This window comes from Sphingomonas rubra (assembly GCF_900115745.1).
In the GTDB taxonomy this organism is placed as follows: Bacteria; Pseudomonadota; Alphaproteobacteria; order Sphingomonadales; family Sphingomonadaceae; genus Sphingomonas; species Sphingomonas rubra.
In genome coordinates this window covers 179,799-199,484 of the sequence record NZ_FOXP01000004.1, presented here as the reverse complement: position 1 = coordinate 199,484, position 19,686 = coordinate 179,799, and the positions used below count along the sequence as shown (strand labels likewise).

The 19,686-nt window shown below is 70.4% G+C and carries 13 protein-coding genes; 3 read left to right on the top strand and 10 right to left on the bottom strand.

The window, feature by feature from the left end:
• Positions 1-53: 53 nt before the first annotated feature.
• Positions 54-311, bottom strand: a complete 258-nt coding sequence (locus tag BM145_RS06605) for a hypothetical protein (protein WP_093332679.1) — start codon at positions 309-311, stop codon at positions 54-56.
• 99 nt (positions 312-410) lie between these two features.
• Here BM145_RS06605 and argJ point away from each other — a divergent pair, with 99 nt between their 5' ends.
• Complete coding sequence (argJ, locus tag BM145_RS06600; RefSeq protein WP_093332677.1) at positions 411-1,631, top strand: bifunctional glutamate N-acetyltransferase/amino-acid acetyltransferase ArgJ; 1,221 nt, start codon at positions 411-413, stop codon at positions 1,629-1,631.
• Between the two features lie 229 nt (positions 1,632-1,860).
• Here the strand turns inward: argJ and trxA are convergent, their stop codons facing one another.
• The 7 genes from trxA to BM145_RS06565 all read right to left on the bottom strand — a co-directional run bounded on the left by trxA (position 1,861) and on the right by BM145_RS06565 (position 13,315).
• Positions 1,861-2,181, bottom strand: coding sequence for a thioredoxin TrxA (trxA, locus tag BM145_RS06595; protein WP_093332676.1), 321 nt, complete (start codon positions 2,179-2,181; stop codon positions 1,861-1,863).
• A gap of 48 nt (positions 2,182-2,229) precedes the next feature.
• A complete protein-coding gene (gene addA, locus BM145_RS06590) occupies positions 2,230-5,655 on the bottom strand; it encodes a double-strand break repair helicase AddA (protein WP_093332674.1) in 3,426 nt (1,141 codons plus the stop codon).
• Positions 5,648-8,638: a double-strand break repair protein AddB gene (gene addB / locus BM145_RS06585; protein ID WP_093332673.1), complete on the bottom strand. Its 2,991-nt coding sequence runs from the start codon at positions 8,636-8,638 to the stop codon at positions 5,648-5,650. Before addB ends, addA begins: the two co-directional genes overlap by 8 nt.
• On the bottom strand, positions 8,631-9,386 hold the full coding sequence (locus BM145_RS06580) for a nucleotidyltransferase family protein (RefSeq protein ID WP_093332671.1): 756 nt from the start codon (positions 9,384-9,386) through the stop codon (positions 8,631-8,633). The genes addB and BM145_RS06580 overlap by 8 nt, the downstream gene beginning before the upstream one ends.
• Positions 9,383-10,369 carry an aminoglycoside phosphotransferase family protein gene (locus BM145_RS06575; RefSeq protein WP_245739137.1) on the bottom strand — a complete coding sequence of 329 codons (987 nt, stop codon included), beginning with the start codon at positions 10,367-10,369 and terminating at the stop codon, positions 9,383-9,385. The genes BM145_RS06580 and BM145_RS06575 overlap by 4 nt, the downstream gene beginning before the upstream one ends.
• Positions 10,357-10,797 carry a tRNA (adenosine(37)-N6)-threonylcarbamoyltransferase complex ATPase subunit type 1 TsaE gene (tsaE, locus tag BM145_RS06570; RefSeq protein ID WP_093332668.1) on the bottom strand — a complete coding sequence of 147 codons (441 nt, stop codon included), beginning with the start codon at positions 10,795-10,797 and terminating at the stop codon, positions 10,357-10,359. The genes BM145_RS06575 and tsaE overlap by 13 nt, the downstream gene beginning before the upstream one ends.
• Before the next feature lie 172 nt (positions 10,798-10,969).
• Complete coding sequence (locus BM145_RS06565; protein WP_093332667.1) at positions 10,970-13,315, bottom strand: sensor histidine kinase; 2,346 nt, start codon at positions 13,313-13,315, stop codon at positions 10,970-10,972.
• Between the two features lie 216 nt (positions 13,316-13,531).
• Between BM145_RS06565 and BM145_RS06560 the strand changes: the two genes are divergently transcribed.
• A complete protein-coding gene (locus tag BM145_RS06560; protein WP_093332665.1) occupies positions 13,532-16,609 on the top strand; it encodes a TonB-dependent receptor plug domain-containing protein in 3,078 nt (1,025 codons plus the stop codon).
• A 359-nt stretch (positions 16,610-16,968) separates the two neighbouring features.
• Here BM145_RS06560 and ahcY read toward each other — a convergent pair whose 3' ends face one another.
• Both ahcY and BM145_RS06550 read right to left on the bottom strand, forming a co-directional pair.
• The gene (gene ahcY / locus BM145_RS06555; protein WP_093332664.1) at positions 16,969-18,402 is read right to left on the bottom strand and encodes an adenosylhomocysteinase; all 1,434 of its coding nucleotides are present in this window, start codon (positions 18,400-18,402) and stop codon (positions 16,969-16,971) included.
• A gap of 98 nt (positions 18,403-18,500) precedes the next feature.
• Positions 18,501-19,061, bottom strand: coding sequence for a YqgE/AlgH family protein (locus tag BM145_RS06550; RefSeq protein WP_425441083.1), 561 nt, complete (start codon positions 19,059-19,061; stop codon positions 18,501-18,503).
• A gap of 113 nt (positions 19,062-19,174) precedes the next feature.
• On the opposite strand from BM145_RS06550, the gene BM145_RS06545 reads away from it, so the two are divergent.
• The gene (locus tag BM145_RS06545; protein ID WP_093332661.1) at positions 19,175-19,654 is read left to right on the top strand and encodes a peroxiredoxin; all 480 of its coding nucleotides are present in this window, start codon (positions 19,175-19,177) and stop codon (positions 19,652-19,654) included.
• Positions 19,655-19,686: the final 32 nt, after the last annotated feature.

Here is a 19,686-nt window from a genome sequence, read left to right as displayed (position 1 = left end):
GCCGCCGGTTGCGGTGCCGCGAGGAACAGCGTGGGAACGAAGCGGCGCGGCCGCTATTCGCGCCGGCGGTCGATCCAGCGCGGCAGCGCGCGGGGGGCAGGCGTCGTCAGGAGGACGATCGGCTGGGCCGCCGCGACCAGCGCGGGGACGACGTTCGCGGGCCTGCTGATCGCGTGCGCCGGCGCGATCGCCTGGGCCGCCCGGCCGATGCTCGCCTCCGCCACCGCCTGCGCCCGCTCCGGCGCGCGCGCGCTCGCGCCGACGCCGGTGAGCGCGGACAGGAGCGCCGAGAGGAGCAGCAGCAGGTTCATCGCGGGCGTTGACATAGGCAGCCGGGCGCGGCGCGTCCACCATGTCCGTGCGGGGCGGCCGCGCTGGCGTATCGTGCGCCCTCGCGATAACGGAGCGGCATGACCATCTCTCCCCTCGCCCTGCCCTTCCCCGACATGCCGCCGGTTGCCGGCGTGGAGCTGCGCGTCGCGCGGGCGCGGTACAAGGCATGGGACCGCTGCGACCTGACCTTCGCGACCTTGGCCGAAGGAACGACGGTGGCGGGGGTGCTGACGCAGAGCCGCTGCCCTTCGCCCGAGGTGGAATGGTGCCGCGCCGCGCTGACTCTCGGCCAGGCACGCGCGCTGGTGGTGAACGCCGGCAACTCCAACGCCTTCACCGGCGGACGCGGACGGGCGGCGGTGGAGGCGATCGCCGCGCGCGTCGCGGGCGAGGTCGGGTGCAAGCCGTCCGACGTGTTCGTCGCCTCCACGGGCGTGATCGGCGTGCCGCTGCCGATCGACCGGGCCGAAGCGGGGCTCGACGCGGCATTCGCGGCCGGGCCCTGCGGGTGGCAGGCGGCGGCGGAGACGATCGGGACGACCGACACCTATCCCAAGGGCGCCTCCGTCACCGCGGTGGTCGACGGGCGGACGGTGACGCTGGTCGGCATCATCAAGGGATCGGGCATGATCGCGCCCGACATGGCGACGATGCTCGGCTTCATATTCACCGACGCGGCGGTGGAGGCGGATTTCCTCCAGCGCGCGCTGACCGCGGCGAACGCACCGAGCTTCTCCTGCATCACGGTGGACGGGGATACGTCGACCAGCGACACGGTGCTCGCCTTCGCAACCGGCGCGGCCGGAAACCGGGTGCTCGCCGACGACGACGGCATCGGCGCCGACGCGTTCCGCGCGGCGCTGGCCGATCTGTGTCGGCAACTCGCGCACCTCGTCGTGCGCGACGGCGAGGGGGCGACCAAGCTGATCGAGGTGTCGGTGGAGGGTGCGGAGAGCGACCGGTCGGCGCACCGAATCGCGATGAGCATCGCCAATTCGCCGCTGGTCAAGACGGCGATCGCGGGCGAGGACGCGAACTGGGGCCGCGTGGTCATGGCGGTCGGCAAGGCGGGCGAGCCGGCCGAGCGCGACCGGCTGGCGATCCGCTTCGGCGCGACGCCGGTGGCGGAAGGCGGACTGGCGATTGAAGGTTATAACGAGGTGCCGGTGGCCGCGCACCTGAGGGGTCAGGAGGTAGAGATCGGCGTCAACCTCGGGCTAGGTGATGGCCGCGCGACGGTGTGGACCTGCGATCTGACGCACGGCTACATCTCGATCAACGCCGATTACCGGTCGTAAAAGGTAACGACGTCCAATCCTTGAACCGTCATGCCGGGCTCGTCCCGGCATCCAGAGCAAAGCAGCGGCTCGACCGGTAACTCTGGATGCCGGGACAAGCCCGGCATGACGGAGAGAAGCAGATACACGTCGGCGATCGGCAGAAATCGCTTCGGCCCACCGCGCTCCTGCGGAACGTCACGCGTCCGCAGGAGGACGGCAGCATTCACCGCCGACGAATACGACCGGATCAGAGCTCGCCTTCGAGCCAGGCCTTGATCCGGCCCTTGGGCTCGGCGCCGACCTTGGTCGCGGCGGGGGCACCGCCCTTGAACAGGATCATGGTCGGGATGCCGCGCACGCCGTACTGGCCGGGCGCATCGGGGTTCTCGTCGATGTTGAGCTTGGCGATCGTCACCTGCTCGCCCAGCTCGTCAGAGATCTCCTCGAGCGACGGGCCGATCATCTTGCACGGGCCGCACCATTCGGCCCAGAAGTCGACCAAGACGGGCTTGTCCGCCTGGAGCACGTCGGCCTGAAAGCTCGCGTCGGTGATGGTCTTGGTCGCCATGTGAATTCTCCTTGATTGCGGCCGATCTAGGGTCCCGCGTCGTTCCGCTCAATGCTTCGGTGAAGAGCTTTGCTCCGTCCCCGCGAAGCGCGGCTTGTGAGGGGCGAGGTCAGCGGCGGCGAGCGGTACCAGCCGCGGGCCTGCAGTGTAGAGCAGCGCCGCCTCGACCCGCCGACCGGGAAAGATCGCCTCCAGCGCGGCGACGTAGCCGGCCATCTGCGCCAGATGATAGGGCGGCGGCTCGTCCGGCACGCGACGGCCGGTCTTGAAGTCGAGCAGCCGCACGACATCCTCGCCCACCAGCAGCCGGTCGACGGTGCCGGCGATGACGCGGCCGTCGGCGATCGTGGCGGCGATCGGCGCCTCGGCGAGGCTGTTCGGGCCGAACAGCTCGACGAGCGCGGGATCGTCGAGGATGCGGGCGACCTGCGCGATCATCTCGGCACGGGTGGCGGGATCGGCGACGCCGCCGGTGTCGCGCAGCCAGCGATCGGCGGCGGCGGTGCGATCGGCGACAGCGATCGGGGGCAGCCGCTCGAACAGCGCGTGGAGCAGACGCCCGCGCTCGGCCGCGGCCCGCATCGCGGGCGTTGGCGGCGGATCGGCGACCGTATCGTCGCCGAGCGCGGAAGGGGCGAGCGGGCGCGGCGGACGCGACTCCTGCGGCGCCCGTCGGCGGGCCCATGCGGGGATCGGATCGGGGTCTGCGATCGCGGTGGCCGCCGATGTCCGCGCGGGCGACACCGGATCGCCGCTCGTGAAGGATCGGACGCCCTCTCCCTCCGCGACGCCCAGATCGGTGAGCGCGCGGGCAGCGGCGGCGTACCAGCTGGCGGCGGGCACCTGGCCCCTGGCGCCCGGGCCGAGCGCGCCGGCGATCACCAGCCGCTCCTCGGCACGGGTCGCGGCGACGTAGAACAGGCGCCAATGCTCCTCCAGCTCGCGCCGATCGGCCTCGTCCCGGACGGCATCGAGCGGGCCGCCGCGCTCGGCGGCACGGGGCGCGAAGACGGGGATCGGCGGCGCCCCCTCCTCCGGCGACCAGCGCAGCACCGAGCGGGGCGAGCGGGTCGGGTCGACACACGCGTCGGCGAGGATGACGAGCGGCGCCTGCAAGCCCTTGGCACCGTGGGCGGTCATCACCCGCACCGCGTCGAGGGGCGCGGAAGGGTCGCGGACGATCTCCACGTCACCGCGATCGAACCAGTCGAGAAAGCGTTGCAGCGATGGCGTGGTGGTCGATTCGAAGGCGAGCGCGGCGGACAGCAGTTCCTCGATCGGGTCGCGCGCCTCCGCCCCCAGGCGGCGGATCAGCTTGCGGCGGCCGTCCAGCTCGTCCGACAGCATCTCCTCGAGCAGCTGGTACGGCGTGGCGAAGTCGGCGCGGGCGAGGATGCGGCGGAGCGGCGCCAGCCGCTCGTCCGATTGCGTATGCGTCAGGTGGCGCCACAGGCTGCCGTGTTCGCGTGGGGCCGCGTGCATCAGCTCGTCCTGCGTCCAGCCGATCAGCGGCGAGACGAGGAGGCTGGCGAGCGACAGGTCGTCGTCGGGCTGGAGCGCGAAGCGGACGGCGGCGAGCAGGTCCTGCACGGCGAGCGGCGCGTTGAGGCGGAGGCGGTCGACGCCGGCGACGGGTACCCCTTCGGCGTAGAGGCGCGCGACGAGCAGGCTCGCGAGGTCGCCGCGCCGCTTGACCAGGATCATCACATCCTCGGGACGCAGGCGCCGCCCCTTGGCTCCCAGCATCAGCGGCTCGTCCAGCCAGCGCTTCACCTGGCGGGCAATGCGCGCGGCGAGCTCGCGCACCGAATCGTCGATCCAGCCCTCCTCGCCGTCCGCGTCCTCGGCGGCCCCGGCAACGACGGGGGGCCAGAGCGTGACGCCGCCCGATCCGGGCACCTCGCTGGCGTGTTCCTCGACCTGGCCGATCGCGCCCAGGCCGGGCTCGGGCACCTGGGCGACCGCCGCGTCGACGAAGCGGAGGATAGGAGCGACCGAGCGGAAGGAATGAGTCAGCGACAGCCGCTCGAACGGCAGGCCGCGGTCGTGCTCGGGCCAGTCGTCGCCGCCGATCGCCTCCGCCGCGCGGCCGCCGAAATGGCGCTCGGCCCAGGCGAAGTTGAGCGGGCTGGTTCCCTGGAAGCCGAAGATCGCCTGTTTCCAGTCGCCAACGGTGAACAGCGTGCGGGTGCGCGGCGCGTAGATGCCGCGGCCGACGAAGAACTCGTCCGCCAGCGCGCCGACGATGCGCCACTGGTCGAGGTTGGTGTCCTGCGCCTCGTCGATCAGCACGTGTTCGGTCACTTGATCGAGCTTGAAGCGCACCCACTCGCCGATGCCGGGCGTTTCCAGCAGGCGCACGGCGGTGCGGATCAGGTCGTCGAAGTCGACGCCGCCGACCCGGCGCTTGGCAAGGTCATAGGCGCGGGCATATTCGCGCCCCACGGTCAGCGCGTCGGCGAGCAGGTCGGCATAGGTGGCGCGCGTCGCCATGGAGAGGAGCGCCGCGCAGGCGCCGTGCAGCACGGTCGCGGTCTCCGCATAGTCCAGGTCCTGCGGCGCCTGACCCTTGGCGAAGGAGCGCGGGTCGCCATCCGCCTTGGCCCAGACGTGATGGAGGTCGGCGAGCCCCGCGGCCTGGCGCTCGGGCGACAGAACCAGCCAGGCGGCGACCGCGTCGGCGCGGGCAAGGCCGCTCTTGGTGCCCCATGCGGCATTGGCGGCGGCAATGCGGGCGAGCGCGTCGCGGTCGATCGCGGCGCATCCTTCCGCGAGCGCGTCGGCAATATCGCCCTGCGGCAGGTCGAGCGCACGGCGCACGTAAGGCGGGATGCCGGCGGGGAGCGCCTCCAACCCCGGCAGCGAGCGGGCACATGCCTGGAGGAACGCCTCCGCGCCGCCCTCGCCGAGCCGCAGCGAAAGGGCGCCGATCGCCTCCACGGGGGCGCGGCGGCCCTCACGCTCGGCCTGGCCGAGCATCTGCGCTAGCGCCTCGCGCGCCAGCACCGCCTCCTCGCGCGCCTCCAGCGGGCGGAAGCCGGGGGTGAGCCCCGCCTCGACTGGGAAGGCAGCGAGCAGGCCCTGGCAGAAACCGTGGATGGTCTGGATGCGCAGGCCGCCGCCCGGCGCGTCGAGGACGCGGGCGAACAGCGTGCGGGCGCGGGCGATCTGCGCCTCGCCGCCCGGCTCGCCGAGCGCGACCAGATCCTGGAACAGCTCGGTCTCCGGCAGCCGGACCCACGCGGCGAGGCGCTGGTTGACGCGGTGCGCCATCTCGGCGGCACCCGCCTTGGTGAAGGTGAGGCACAGAATCGCCGACGGATCGACGCCCGCCAGCAGCAGGCGGAACACCCGCGCCGACAGCACCTGCGTCTTGCCGGTCCCCGCCGACGCGGAGAGCCAGACATGCGCCTGCGGGTCGGACGCGGCGCGCTGCTCCCCCTTCAGCGGCGGCAGGCGGCGCCACTCACCCATCACGCCCGTCCTCCCGACCATACCATTCGTCGCGGCGCATCAGCTGGTCGTACTCGGCATAGGGGGCGAATTCGGGCTTGAGCTTGGCGGTGAAGGGCGCTTCGCCGGTCAGCCAGTCGTTGGCCGCGGCGATGAAGTTGCGCGCGGCGACGGTCGTGAAGTCGGCGGTGATGATCTTGTCGGCCTTGCCCGCCGGGTCGACCGGGCTCTGAACGAAGCCGAATGCGCCCTTGGCTCCCTTGGCGAGCGACCAATATTCGAAGGCGCCGGCCGTGCCCTCGACCTCCGCGAAGCCGCCGCGCTCGGCGATCAGGCCGAGCAGGCCGAGCTGGAGGCTGAACCCTTCGCGCACCGCGGCGGGGGACGGCGGCTTGCCGGTCTTGTAATCGATGACGCCCAGGGCGCCGTCGGCCAGCCGGTCGATGCGGTCGTAGCGGCCCGACAGGGTGACGCCAGCGATGTCGATCGCGCCCTTGCCCTCGGCGGCGAGGACGCGGCGGCCGGTGGCCCCTTGCGCGGCGACGGTGGCGACGATCCAGTCGATCGCCTCCCGCAGGCGCGGCTGCCACAGCGCACGCAGCAGCGGGTGGACCTCCGCCTCCGCCAACATCCGCGCGGCGCGCGGGGCGAGCGCGTGCGGATCGCAGGCGTCCTCCTTCCACCACGCCTCCAGAATGTGGTGGACGGCGGTACCGCGCCAGGCGGCGGTGGGGTCGGCGTCGACGGGATCGAGCGGCGACAGGCCGAGCACGCGGCGCGCGTAGAAGGCGTAGGGGTCGGCCTTCAGCCGGTCGACCTCCGTGACGGAGATGGCGCGGGGGCGCAGGCCGGCGGCGGGGAGCGGCGCCGGACGATCGGCGGGGGCGAAATCGGCCGAGGCGTCGAGCGCGCGGGCCCAGTGCTCCAGGCGCGCGTCGCGCTCGAAGCGGTCGCCCGCCATCGCCTGAAGCCGGAGCCAGAAGCGCGAGGCGAGCGCGGGCGCGGAGGCATCGCGCCGCGCGCGGGTGACCAGCGCGCGCGGGGCGCCGAGACCTTGCGCGAAATCGTGCGCGGCGACGCCGATGCGCCGCTCCAGCCCTTGCAGGCCGAGCGCGGCGCGGATGCGCGGGGCGAGCCACGGGTCGGGCGCGGGCCGGTTGGGCCAGACGCCCTCGTTGAGGCCGCCGAGCACCATCAGGTCCGCCGACTGGAGCCGCGCTTCGCTGAGCCCGTAGATGGCGAGGCGCGGATGGCCCTGGCCAGCGGGCAGGCGGACGGCGACTTCGTCGAGCAAGGTGCGCAGGATCGGCGCGACTTCGGCGGGGTCGACCAGTGCCGGACCGGCCGCGGCGTTGGCCTCCAGCTCGGCGACGAACTCGGCGGCGGCGCGGCCGTTGGGTCCCGCCCAGAGCGCGTCGCCGCACAGGCCCACCGCCGCCTCTCGCAGGCAGGCGACGAAGCCCGACAACGACTGCGCCCCGTCCGCAAAGGTGCGGGCAACGGGATCGAGCAGCCGCCGCACCTCCGCCCAGAAGTCGGGCATGCGATCGCCCAGCGCCAGGGCGATGCCGTCGAGCCCGGCGGGCGGACGGGGGCCGCGCAGGCGCCGGTCAAGCGCGCGAACGCCGTCCAGCCAGGCGAGCCGCCCGTCGGCACGGACCAGCGGGTGCTTGAGCAGCGTTAACAGCGCGAGCGGCGCGAACCGCTGCGCCGCGGCCTCCGCCAGCGCGAGCAGCAGCGTGCCCGGCGGCAGCAGCGCCAGTGGCTGGCCGGCGGTGTCGACCACGTCGACGTTCCACCGCCGGCAGTGCGCGACCACGCGGCGGGCGAGCGCGCGATCCGGTGTGACCAGCGCGGCGGTGCGGCCCGGCTCCTCCAGCGCTTCCCGCAGGGCGAGCGCGATCGCCTGCGCCTCTTCCGCCGGAGTGGCGAGCTCGACCGCGGCGACGCCGGCGAGGCGGCGATCCGCGGCGTCCAGCGTTGTCCACTTGCCGGTGAAATCGGCGGGGGCGAGCGCGTTGGCGACGGCGCGGCCGCGGGCGCTGTCCGAATCGGCGCCCCAGCCGACCATCGCGCCGCCCGCGCGCCACGCCGAGACCTCGCCGCGCGCCGCGCTCATCCGGTCGAGCAGCAGCTTCAGATGGTATTGCGGGTGCGTCTCGATCGACGCTCGCCGCACCCCCGTGTCCGGATCGGGGCGATGCGGGCCGAGCGCGTCCCACTCCTCGTCCGGCATGCCGAGATCGAGCCCCGCGAACACGACCTGTCCCCGTTCCCCTTCCGCGACGCAGCGGAGCAGCCGCGCCACGGCGGGGGCGGGATCGGTAATACCCGCCGCGCAGACGAAGCCCGGCGGCGGTGTCCGTCGCCAGCGCCGCTCCAGCCGGCCGAGCAGCCGCGCGCGCCGCTCCACGCCGTCGATCGCGCCGACGCGGGCGAGTTCCGACGGCCAGCGGTCGAGCACCACGGAGAAGGTCTGCAACGCGGTGGCCCAATGCTCCGTCAGTTCGGGGCCGAGATCGAGTTCGGCGAGCCGCGACGGCGCCACCTCCTCGACCAGCAGCTGGTCGAGCGTACGGGCGAGATCGCCCGCCAGCCGCACCGCCTCCGCCGCGGAGACCGGTTGGCCGGCGGCGTCGCGCTCCTCGCCGACCAGTCGGGCGAGGATCATGCGGCGTGCGTAGGTAGAGATGGCGGGCGGCGGCGGTGCGTCGTCGCCGTCGGAATCGATCGCGTCGAGTGCGGCACCCACCGCCTCGCCCAGGTCGGCGTCGCCGATCGGCACCAGCCGCGGTAGGACCAGCCCGCCGCCGCTCGCGCGAACGAACGCCTCCGTCACCGCGCGCGCGGCGCGGTTGTTGGGCAGCAGGATCAGCCCGCGGGCGAGCGCGTTCGCCCCGCTCGCCTCGCCATGGCGGCGCATCAGCCCGGCGACCAGCGCGTCGGCGAAGGCGCGGTGCGCGGGAATCGTGTAGAGCCGCAGTCCCCTGCCCGGCTCAGCCATCGGCGAGCATCGCCTCCGTGCGCGGAATGGCGGCGGGCGTGCCGACGTCGAACCACAGGCCCTGATGTACCTGCGCGAAGGCACGGCCGGCGGCAATCGCGCGGTCCCAGAACAGGTTGGTCGAGAACGGCCCCGCCGGCCAGTCGGCGATCAGCCGGGGGTGGAGGATCTGCACGCCGGTATAGGCGAAGGGCGCCACCGTGCCCTCGCGTCGGCGCTTGGTGATGTGCCCGTCCGGTCCGACGTGGAAATCGCCACTGCCCCGGAAGTTGTGCGCGCGGGCGAGCGGCACGACGAGGAGCAGCGCATCCATCGCCGCGTCGTCCCAGCGCGAGGCGAGCAGCTTCACCGTGTCAACGGGCCCGTCGATCCACAGATTGTCGCTGTTGACGACCAGGACCGGCTCGTCGCCCAGCAGATGACGCGCCTGGACGAGGCCGCCACCGGTTTCCATCAACCGCGCCCGCTCGTCCGACACGACCACCTCGACCCCGTCGAATCGGGTGCCGAGATGCGCGACCAGGCTGTCCGCGAGATAGTGGACGTTGACCACCGCGCGCTCGATCCCTGCCGCAGAGAGTCGCGCGAAGACGTGGTCGATCAGCGGCTTGCCCGCCACCTCGACCATTGGCTTGGGGCGGGTGGCGGTGAGCGGGCGCATCCGCTTGCCCAGCCCCGCCGCCATTACCATCGCGGTACGCGGCACTTGCCCGCCGGGCTCCGGGCGGATCGCCAGGGGGCGGGTCATGCGGCCAACAGCATCGGGTCGCCGCGCCGCTCAGGCGGGACGTTGTCGTCGAACCAGCGGGCGACGGGCGCGAGCACCGGGTAGCTCAGGTCGCGCTCCAGATAGGTCCACACGCGCGGGCACAGGCCGGCGTAACGGGGTTTGCCATCACGCTTCCACAGTCGTGCGAAAATGCCGATGATCTTGGCATTCCGCTGCGCGCCGAGCACGTGATAGGCGCGCAGCAAATCGTCGCCCGTACCCGTCGCCGTGCGGTAGCGGGCGAGCATCGCGTCCTCGACGCTCGGGTCCACGTCGCGGCGCGCGTCCTGAAGCAGTGAAACGAGGTCGTAGGCCGGATGGCCGGCGAGCGCGTCCTGGAAGTCGAGCAGGCCCAGCCGCCGAGGGGTGCCAACCAGCATCAGATTCTCGGCGTGGTAATCGCGAAGTACCGTCACCGGCTCGGCCGCCAAGCCGTGGTCAAGCACCGCGTCCCACGCCTTGGCGTAGCCCTCGATATCGACGGTCAGCCCCACTGCGGGACAGTACCATTCGGTGAACAGCGCCGCCTCGCGCTGCATCGTCGCGCGGTCGTACGGCGCGAGCGGCCCCGCCGGATGCCGGGCAAGCTCGACCAGCAGGTCCACCGCCTCGCAATACAGCGCCAGTTCGTCCGCCCCTTGATCCGCCGTTTCGCACATCCGCACGTCGCCCAGGTCTGACAGGAGGATCAGGCCCTGCGCCTCGTCCAGCGCCAGGATCGCGGGCGCCAGGAAAGCCCGCTCGTCCAGCCAGCGCGCCATCGCGACAAAGGGGCGGGTATCCTCGTGCGGGGGCGGCGCGTCCATCAGCACGGCCGTGCGCGCACCGTCGGTTACGCGGAAATAGCGGCGGAACGAGGCATCGCCGGCGAGCGGCGCGACGATGGCATCGCCCCAACCATGCGCGGCGAGAAAGGCGGCGAAGTCCCTGGAGGCGCCGGCGGCAGCAGTCATGTCGGCCATCGCGCTTCCCAAGCTTCGGGGACGACGACTGTCAAGCGACGCGCGCCGTCCGGCTCGATCCACAAGGTGAGCGCCAGCGCCTCGGGCCACGCGCCCTCCCCCGCCCGCTCGGGCCACTCGACCAGCAGCAGCCCGTCGCCGCGCTCGTCCTCCAGCCCCAGCTCGTCGACCTCGTCCGGGTCGTCGAGGCGGTAGAGGTCGACGTGCCACACCGGCAGGCGAACCTCGGGCAGGTCATAGGGTTGGACGATCGCGAAACTGGGACTCGGCGCTTCACCGGCAAGGCCGAGCGCGGCGAGAAGGCCGCGCGCGACGCTGGTCTTGCCCGCGCCGAGCGGCCCGGACAAGGTGATGACGTCTCCTGGCCGCACGATCCCGGCGAGGCGCGCGCCGACGGCCTCCGTGGCGGCGATGTCGGGAAGGATCATCGCCCTCGCCTGCCGGTGGAACGGGTGGTTACCTCGCCCGTCACCCCGGACCTGTTCCGGGGTCCACTCGTCCACGAGTTTGGCCGCCGGAAGGAAGCGCCGACGCGCCCGCGGGGTGGTGGACCCCGGAACAAGTCCGGGGTGACGAAGAAAGAGGCACGCACGCGAGACCTCATCGCCGCGGCAGCTCGACGGTGACCAGCGTACCCTCGCCCGGCTCCGACACGATGGCGATGGTGCCGCCGTGCGCCTCCACGAACTGTCGCGCCAGCGGCAGGCCAAGGCCCAGCGCGCGCTCGCCCCCCGGTTGCAATCCCGGCTCGGCGAAGCGGTCGAAGGCGCGCGTCAGGCTGTCGGCGTCGAGGCCCGGCCCGTCATCCGACACCACGATCCGCGCGCGCGTCGCGGTACCGTCGGCGTGGAGCAGGATGCGGCCACCTTCCGGCAGCGATCCGGTGGCGTGGCGCAGCAGATGCTCGGCGACCTCGCGCAGACGCTTGGCATCGCCCTGCACCCGCCCGACCGAGCGCGCGACCTCCACCGCGAAATCGATGCGGCGGCGCTTGATCGCCGGCTGCACGGCTTCCGCCGCGGCGCGCAGTACCTCCGCCAGATTGACATCGGCGCGCTCGATCGCCGCGCCCTGTCCGCCGTTGGTCAGGTCCAGCACGTCGTCGACGAGCAGGCCGAGCCGCTCCACCGAGTCGAGGATCGCCTCGACATAGGTCACCGCTCCATCGGGCAGATCACCCGCGTAGCCGCCGTGCAGCATTTCCGCGAAGCCGCCGATCGAGGTCAGCGGCGTGCGCAGTTCATAGCTCATATTGGCGACGAACTGCGTCTTGACCTTGTCCGCTGCCTCCAGCGCGTCGGCGCGTTCGCGCAGAGCCTGCTCGGCCCGACGGCTGTCGGTGATGTCGAGCATCGTGAACAGCGCGTTGCCATCGGGCAGCGGCACGCCCGCGAACTCGAAGTGGCGGCCGTCCGCGAAGGCAACGCGGCCGCCGCGCTGCTGTCGCTCGGCAGTGGCGGAACGGACCAGGTCGGGGATCAGCGCGGAGCGGCTGGGCGTCGCTAACCGCTCGGCGATCCGCTCGGCAAAGGCGTCGACGCGCGGGTGCGAGGACAGGAACTGCTCGTCGACGCCCCACAGCGCGCGGAAGCGGTTGTTCCACAGCTGGAGGCGGCCATCGGCGGCGAAGACGCCCAGCGCCTCGAACAGATTGTCGAAGGTGGCGGTGCGGACGCGCAGCAGCGTATCGCGCGCGCTGGCCAGCTGCACCTGCTCGGTCCGATCCTCGAAGATCAACAGCAGTCCGCCGTCGGGCAGGGGCTGCGCCACGACGTGGAGATGGGTGCCGCCGGGCAGGTGCCAATTCTCCTCAGTCGCCGAGTCAGTGGCGACGAACCATTCGCGCCGCTCCGCCTTCCAGCCGGGGAAATCGCGCACCTCGGGCAGGCGCCCCGCCTCGCGCATCCGTTCCAGCACCCGGTCGAACTCGGGGCGGTCGGACAGCCACTCGTTACGCATCGCGAACAGCCGCCGGAACGGCTGGTTGCAGAACAGCAGGCCGCGGTCGGGACCGAAATGCGCCACGCCCGCCGACAGCCGGTCGAGCATCCCGCGCTGCGCGTCCGCGAAGCGCTTGGCGCCGGATCGTGCCCGCTCCAGATCCTCGACGTCGACCGCGAAGCCGGCGACGCCGCCGCCGGGCAGCGGCACGTCGATGACGCGCAGCGACCGCCGCTCGCCGTCGATCGTGGCCGGCAGCACCTGCTCGCTCGGGCGGCGCGTGTCGCGCGCGGCCGTCGCCCCGGCGAGCGGACCGCCGCGGCCCGATCCTTCCACCAGTTCTACGCCGCGCACGACGACGTCGTCGGCATCGCGTCCCTCCACCGCGTCGACATAGGCAGTGTTGACCATCGCCAGGCTCAGGTCGGCGGCACGCACCCACATCGGCAGCGGCGCCGCCTCGATCAGGCCGGACAGCGCGTCGTAGGCTTCGGCGAGCCGCGCCGCCTCGCTGCCCAGCCGCTCGATCTCGACGCGCGCGTCACTAATGTCGGTGACCCAGACGAGGACACCGACGCCCAGATCGGCCGGCGCGCGACTGCCGCGCAGTGCGAATGTCCGCTCGGTCCCCTGCGGCATCACCGCCCGCTCGAACGGCCGTCCGGCCCGCTGCGCCACGTCGACGTCGCGGATCAGGCCATCCACGTCTTCGGCGGAGAGGCCGTGCTCGCCCTGCGCCAAATCCGCGAGCGTCCGTGCCGGCTGATCGAGGCCGAGCGACGCAGCAAGCGTGGAGGGTATCTCGATCCGTCCGTCGCCGCGCACCAACATGGCGAGAGCCGGGCTGGTCCTGAACGTGGCCTGCAACCGCGCAAGCTGCCGCCGCGCCGCCGCCGCTTCCCCGCGAGCGCGCACCCCGACAAAGAGCATCGTCGCCGCGCCAGCAACGAGCACCAGCAACACTATGCCGAGCATCACAGCTGCGTCGGTCTGGAGTACCATCATCGGAGAACGCCACACCATCGATCCATGATCCTGTGTAGGCGATCCAGATCGAAGGTTGGAAGCGCTGGTTGAGCTCTCAGCTGTTGCAGAATAGTGACATCGTTGTTTTTTCAGGGAAAAGGCCGGGGCGGGGCTCGATAGGGCAGCAATCCTATCATAAATGCCTGCGCTTCTTCGTGAGCAGCAATCTCACGTGGTTTGTGCAGGAATCATGCTATGCCGATAATTTACCGCAACAGTCTTCTGGGCACGACGTTCCTGGTCGCTGCCGCGTCGCTTGCGTGTCCCGCCAGCGCGCAGGATGCCGCCTCGGCTCCGCAGGACAATGCTGCTGCCGCAGCCGCGCAGCAGCCTGCCGGCGCCCCCCAGGATCAGACCGGGCGCATCCCCGCCGGCAACCCGACCGAGCAGTCGGGTTTGCAAGAGGCTGCCACCGGCGACGAGATTGTGGTCACAGGCTCGCGCGTGCAGTCCCCTTCGGCTACGGCCGCCTCGCCGCTTCAGGTGATTGGCGCCGAACAAATCAGGCAGTCGGGCGTCGTCAACGTCCAAGACCTGCTGCTCCAGAACCCCGCTTTCGGCACCCCCGGCATCAGCCGCACCAATTCGAGCTTCGCGACGCAGAGTGCCGGCGTTGCCACCGTCAACCTGCGCAACTTGGGCGAGGACCGCACGCTGGTGCTGGTCAACGGCCGTCGCTTCGTTTCGGGCGTCCCCGGCAGCAATGCGGTCGACCTAAACGTAATCCCGACGCAGTTCCTCGCGCGAACCGACGTGCTGACCGGCGGTGCGTCGGCGGTCTACGGGTCGGACGCGGTCGCGGGCGTCGTCAACCTCGTCTACAAGACCGACTTCGACGGCGTGCAGCTCGACGGCCAGACCGGCATTTCTGAGCGCGGCGACGGCTTCGACCGCCAGGTCAACCTGCTCGTCGGCAAGAACTTCGCCGAAGGCCGCGGCAACGTCATGCTGTTCGGCGGCTACTCGAAGCAGGGCACCGTGCTGAAGCGCGACCGCTCGACCGAGGGCGGCTCAAGCGCGATTGACTCGACCAGCCGCGGCCTGAACGTCACCGGCGAGGACGCCGACCTGTTCACGCCGCAACGGCCATTCCTGTCGGGCTTCGCACCGCAGGGCCGCTACTACGCCGGCGACCAGACCTTCACCTACGGGCAAGACGGTCGCCTGCGCAATTGCGCGTCGACCAACGGCACCGGCGGCTGCGTCAACGCCGATGGCTCGGTTGCAGGGCCCGACGGCTTCAACCGCTCCGACTTCCGCTATCTTGCGGTGCCGGTCGAGCGCTACGTCGCCGCGGGCCGCGCCAATTTCGAGGTCTCGCCCGCGTTCAACCTCTTCGCCGAGGGCAATTACGCCAAGACTAAGGTGAGCACGGTTATCGAGCCCTTCCCGCTCGACTCGACCTTCAGCAACCCGCGCAACAGCGGACAGATCGCGATCCAGTCGGTTGTAGGCGGCGTTACTTACCGCAATCCGTTCGTTCCCGATGCGATCTTTAACGCCGCAACCGACACCGACGGTGACAGGCTGCGCGACATTTACTTCGATCGTCGCTTGTCCGACTTCGGCCCGCGCACCAGCCGCGCGAGCCGCGACACGTTCCGCTTCGCGGGCGGTGCCAACGGCAAGTTCCTCGACGATCGCTTCAACTACGAGGTTTACGGCATCTACGGCCAGACTAAGGAGGACCAGAGCGGCAACGGGCAGTTCAACACCGCCAACTTCTTCCAGGCGCTGAACTCGCTCCGCGATCCCGCCACCGGCCAGATCGTCTGCGCCGACCCGGCGGCACGCGCGGCGGGCTGCATCCCCGCCAACATCTACGGCGCGGGCGCGCTGACGGCGGCGCAGAGCTACCTCGCGGTGCCGACGATGCTGTCGACCAAGGTCACGCAGACGGTCGCAGGCGGCAACGTGTCGGGCAACCTGTTCTCGCTGTTCGGCGCGGACCCGGTCGGCTTCAGCGTCGGCACCGAATACCGCCGCGAGACCAGCCGCAACGACTTCGACCTGCTCACCCAGCAGGGCCTCAACGGCAACAACGCGCTGCCGGCGACGTCGGGCCGCTTCCACCTGTGGGAGGGCTTCGGCGAGGTCATCGCGCCGCTGCTCCAAGACCGGCCGTTCTTCCACTCGCTGTCGGTCCGCGGCGCGCTGCGCATCTCAAACTATTCGACTGTCGGTACCACCTACAGCTACAATTACGGCGGCGAGTGGGCCCCGATCCGCGACGTCCGCTTCCGCGTCATGGCGGCGCGCTCAGTCCGCGCGCCCAACATCAACGAGCTGTTCCAGGCGCCGCAGCAAAACTTCCCCAGCGTCAGCGATCCATGCATCGGCGTGACACTGGCGACGGCGGGGACGCTCGGCACTCAGTGCCGCGCGGGTGCGGGCGTGCTGGCGAACATCGCGGCCAACGGCGGCGCGTTCGTGGCGAACCAGGCCGACATCCAAGGCGTCACCAGCTTCGAGGCAGGCAACCCCAACCTCCAGGAGGAAAAGGGCGACAGCTTCACCGCGGGCGTCGTGATCGCGCCGAAGTCGATCCGGGCGCTGCGCAACTTCACGCTGACGGTGGATTACTTCAACATCCGCATCAAGGATGCGATCGTATCGACGCCGCTGCAGTTTATCCTGAACCAGTGCTACCAGCAAGGCGTCCAGGACTATTGTAGCCAGATCGTGCGGCGCTCGGGCCCGCTCGGCCCCAACAGCGCTGGATCGCTCGACCAGCTGACCACCTCGGCGCTCAACAGTGGCGGCGTGAAGACGCAGGGCATTGATACGGTGGTGACGTTCCGCCAGAATCTCACCGACTTGGGCCTGGCCGGTAACCTCAACCTGCGAGGATCGTACACGCACCTCATCTCGGGCTACACCGTGCCGCTGCCCGGCGCCGACCGCGACTACTTCGCGGGCGAGATTGGTGCGTCGCGTGATCGCTTCACGATCAACTCGGCTTACGACATCGACAACGTCGGGCTGACGGTGACGGGCACGTGGCTGAGCCAGGCGAGCCTCGACGACCAGCTGACGGGCGCGCGTCCGGGGAGCAACCCGCTCTACCGCGTGCGGCCGCAGTTCTACCTCGACTCGCAGATCCGCCTCCGCGCGAATGATCACTTCGAGTTCTACGTCGGCGGGTTCAACCTGCTCGACAACAAGCCGCCCTACCTCGCCGACCTTGGCTACTCGGCCGGGCAAGATACCGACACGGGCACCTATGACCCGCTCGGTCGCCGCTTCTACGCCGGCGTCCGCATCGGCTTCTGATCCGGGCGGGGGCTCCGGCCCCCGGTCCACTGCCTCGAAGGCCGCGTTCGCCACTCCGGCGAGCGCGGCCTTTTTCTCCTACGCTGCCGATGGCACCGGCACCTCATTCGTTCCCTGCAAGGGGAAACTGCGGAGCGGTGGAGGGCTGTCGCCGCTGGTGAAGTACGGACCCTAGCGGCCGGCAACACCTCTCGGTCATGCTTTCGGCATGCCGCATCCCCTTATGGCAGAGGATCGTCGACAAAACAGAATTCACCCACGCCTTGGGTTGGCTCATAGCCTCGCGACCCACGCACGAAAAAGGCCGCGCCCGCCGGGGTGGCGGATGCGGCCTCAATCAACTTTGATGTGGCTGACCGTCAGTAGCGGTAGTGATCCGGCTTGAACGGCCCTTCTACCGGCACACCGATATAGCCCGCCTGCTTGGCCGACAGCTTCGACAATTGCACGCCGAGCTTCTCGAGGTGGAGCGCGGCGACCTTCTCGTCGAGGTGCTTGGGAAGAACGTAGACCTCGTTCTTGTAGTTCTCCGACTTGGTCCACAGCTCGATCTGGGCGAGCGTCTGGTTGGTGAAGCTGGCCGACATCACGAACGACGGGTGGCCGGTCGCGCAGCCGAGATTCACCAGGCGGCCCTTGGCTAGGACCAGGATCTGCTTGCCGTCGGGGAATTCGATCAGATCGGTGCCGGGCTTCACCTCGGTCCACTTGTAGTTCGACAGGGCGGCGATCTGGATCTCGCTGTCGAAATGGCCGATGTTGCAGACGATCGACATGGGCTTCATCGCCTTCATGTGATCGGCGGTGATGACGTCGGCGTTGCCGGTCGCGGTGCAGAAGATGTCGGCGCGCTTGACCGCCTCTTCCATCGTCACGACCTCGAAACCCTCCATCGCCGCCTGGAGCGCGCAGATCGGGTCGATCTCGGTCACCATCACGCGCGCACCGCCGTTGCGGAGCGACTGGGCGGAACCCTTGCCGACGTCGCCGAAGCCGGCGACGCAGGCGACCTTGCCGGCGAGCATCACGTCGGTGGCGCGACGGATCGCGTCGACCAGCGATTCCTTGCAGCCGTAGAGGTTGTCGAACTTCGACTTGGTGACCGAATCGTTGACGTTGATCGCGGGGAAGGGCAGTTCGCCCTTCTTGGCGATCTCGTACAGGCGGTGGACACCGGTGGTGGTCTCTTCCGACACGCCCTTCAGGTTCTTGACCGTCTCGGTCAGGTAGCCCGGCTTCTTGGCGATGAACGCCTTCAGCGCGCGCTGGAACTCGACCTCCTCGTCGTTCTCGGGCTCGGGCAGCGTCACGCCAGCCTCGAGCTTGGCGCCCCACAGCGCGAACATCGTCGCGTCGCCGCCGTCGTCGAGGATGATGTTAGCGGTCTGACCCTCGACCGAGGAATCCCACGAGAAGATGTCACCGACATAGTCCCAATATTCGGCCAGGCTCTCGCCCTTGATCGCGAACACGGGCACGCCGGTCGCGGCGATGGCGGCTGCGGCGTGGTCCTGCGTGGAGAAGATGTTGCAGGTCGCCCAGCGCACGTCGGCGCCGAGCGCGGTCAGCGTCTCGATCAGCACCGCGGTCTGGATGGTCATGTGGAGCGAGCCAGTGATGCGCGCGCCCTTCAGCGGCTGCGACGCGCCGAACTCGCTGCGAAGCGCCATCAGGCCGGGCATCTCGGTCTCGGCGATGTCGATCTCGCGACGGCCGAACTCGGCCAGGCCGATGTCGGCGATGACGTAGTCGTTCTTCGCGCTGTTCGTCTTCTCGGGGGCGAGCGTGGCCACGAGGTATGCTCCTGATGCGGAATGGATGCGGCTGCCCTAGGCGCATCGGCCGCGCCGATCAAATATAAAGATATCTTTATATGTAGGCGGGGCAAGCTTCAGGCATGACCCGCGCCGCTGACGAGCAGCCGCGGGTCGACGCCGGCGGCGGCATAGGCACTGGTCCAGCGGTCGGCCGCCGCCTCGCCCCACAGGATATCGGTCGATGCCGGCGAGGTGAACCAACCGGGTGTCGCCAGTTCACCCTCCAGCTGCCCCCCGCCCCACCCGGCGTAGCCGAGCGCGACGAGCCAGTGCGCAGGCCCCTGCCCTGAGGCGATGGCGCGCAGGATGTCGATCGTGCCCGACAATGCCCAGCGGCCGGCGACGTCGATCGTGTCCTGCCCCTCCCAGTCGCGACTGTGGACCACGAAGCCGCGCCGCATCTCCACCGGACCGCCGAAATGAACGGGGGCGTCGGGGACGTCGCCCGGATCGATCTCGAACTGGCGAAGCAGCTCGTGAAAGCCGAGCCCGCCGATCACCGCGCCCAGGCCGATGCCGATCGCGCCGCTGTCGTCGTGCGCGCACATCGCGATCACCGCGCGTTCGAACCGGGGATCGCCCATACCGGGCATGGCCAGAAGGAATTGTCCTGTCAGGTAAGGCGCTTGCGTCACGCAACACAGCATAGTCGCCACCCGTTGCCGTCGCTACCCGCCAAATGTCCGGTTGCATTCGGCAGGCGAGCGCCCGAAATGCCGGCCATATCTATCATGTGAGGACCGTGTTCATGACCATTGTCGTCGGCGACAAGCTGCCCACCGCCACCCTCGTCAAGGCAACCGCCGATGGTCCCGATCAGGTATCGAGCAACGACTTCTTCGCAGGCCGCACGGTCGCGGTCTTCGCGGTACCGGGTGCCTATACGCCGACCTGCTCGGCCAAGCATCTTCCCGGCTTCGTCGGCAAGATCGACGAGCTGAAGGCGAAGGGGGTGGACGAGGTCGCCTGCACGTCGGTCAACGACGCCTTCGTGATGGCTGCCTGGGCGAAGGCGAACGAGGCGGAGGGCGTGACGATGCTGGCGGACGGCAACGCCGAGTTCGCGCGGGCGCTGGGGCTGGACGTCGACAGCTCGCGCTTCGGCATGGGCACGCGCAGCAGCCGCTACGCGATGCTGGTCGAGGACGGTGTGGTGCGCCAGCTGTTCATCGAGGAGCCGGGCGAGTTCAAGGTCAGCTCGGCGGAACATCTGCTGTCGGCCATGTGAACCCGTCATGCCGGCCTCGTGCCGGCATGACG